The organism is Brevundimonas sp. (assembly GCF_046293315.1).
Taxonomy (GTDB): domain Bacteria; phylum Pseudomonadota; class Alphaproteobacteria; order Caulobacterales; family Caulobacteraceae; genus Brevundimonas.
In genome coordinates this window covers 1-728 of sequence record NZ_JBKBPF010000053.1, presented here as the reverse complement: position 1 = coordinate 728, position 728 = coordinate 1, and the positions used below count along the sequence as shown (strand labels likewise).

The window sequence follows — 728 nt, the reverse complement described above, 5'->3', positions numbered from 1 at the left end:
CCCGCTGTGAGGTGCAGCGCGCGCGATCACGAGCGACGCACCGGCTCACCATGTCCACCAGGTCCGCGAACGCCACCGCCATCTCGCCGCCGCTGCTCAGCGGGTTGCTGCGGTTCAACTCCCGCACGAAGCGGCCGGAGCGGAAGTGTCGAACCAGCTGGGGCGTGTGCAGCAGGCATTGCAGCGCGCTGTTCATGAAGCAGGTGTTGCCCAGGTTCTGCAGCCCCACCACCCCAGTGCCACCGTACACGCGGTCGCCACCGCCGCCGCCGCCGCCGCCGCCGCCGCCACCGCCGCTGCCAGCAGCCGCAGAGTTCGAGTCGGAGTACATGCGAGCGCTGGCACCGTGCCCACCCGCCTCGGCCGCACCATGCGACGGCGCGGCACCGGATTGGCCAAAGTAGTCATCCACGGTCCTCATGCCGTCAGACGTGAACAGATGCCCATTGGCTGCCTGCTCGTCCTCCTCGTCGATGTCGTTCTCGCCCGCGGGGTTTGCCTGGCCGCGCTCGCCGTGGCCAGCCGGCTCCTCCACCCCATCCTTGCTCAGGCTCACAAACCCTGAGCTGCTTGAGCCGTCGTCGGCATCCTCGTCTGCAGGCGAGTGCGGCCCGCGCGCGGCACCGGCGCCGTTCTCGTCCGTGTGTTCCGTGATGTCGGGGCTGGCTCTGCGTGCGGGAGCGGGCTGCTCCGTCGCAGCGTTCGCGTCGGTTGCCGGGAGGTCGGCG

1 protein-coding gene is annotated in these 728 nt (G+C 70.5%); it reads right to left on the bottom strand.

Features of this window, described 5'->3' with window-relative positions:
* On the bottom strand, positions 1-728 hold a 728-nt coding region (locus tag ACK4SE_RS13970; RefSeq protein WP_409693921.1), incomplete at both ends, for a hypothetical protein.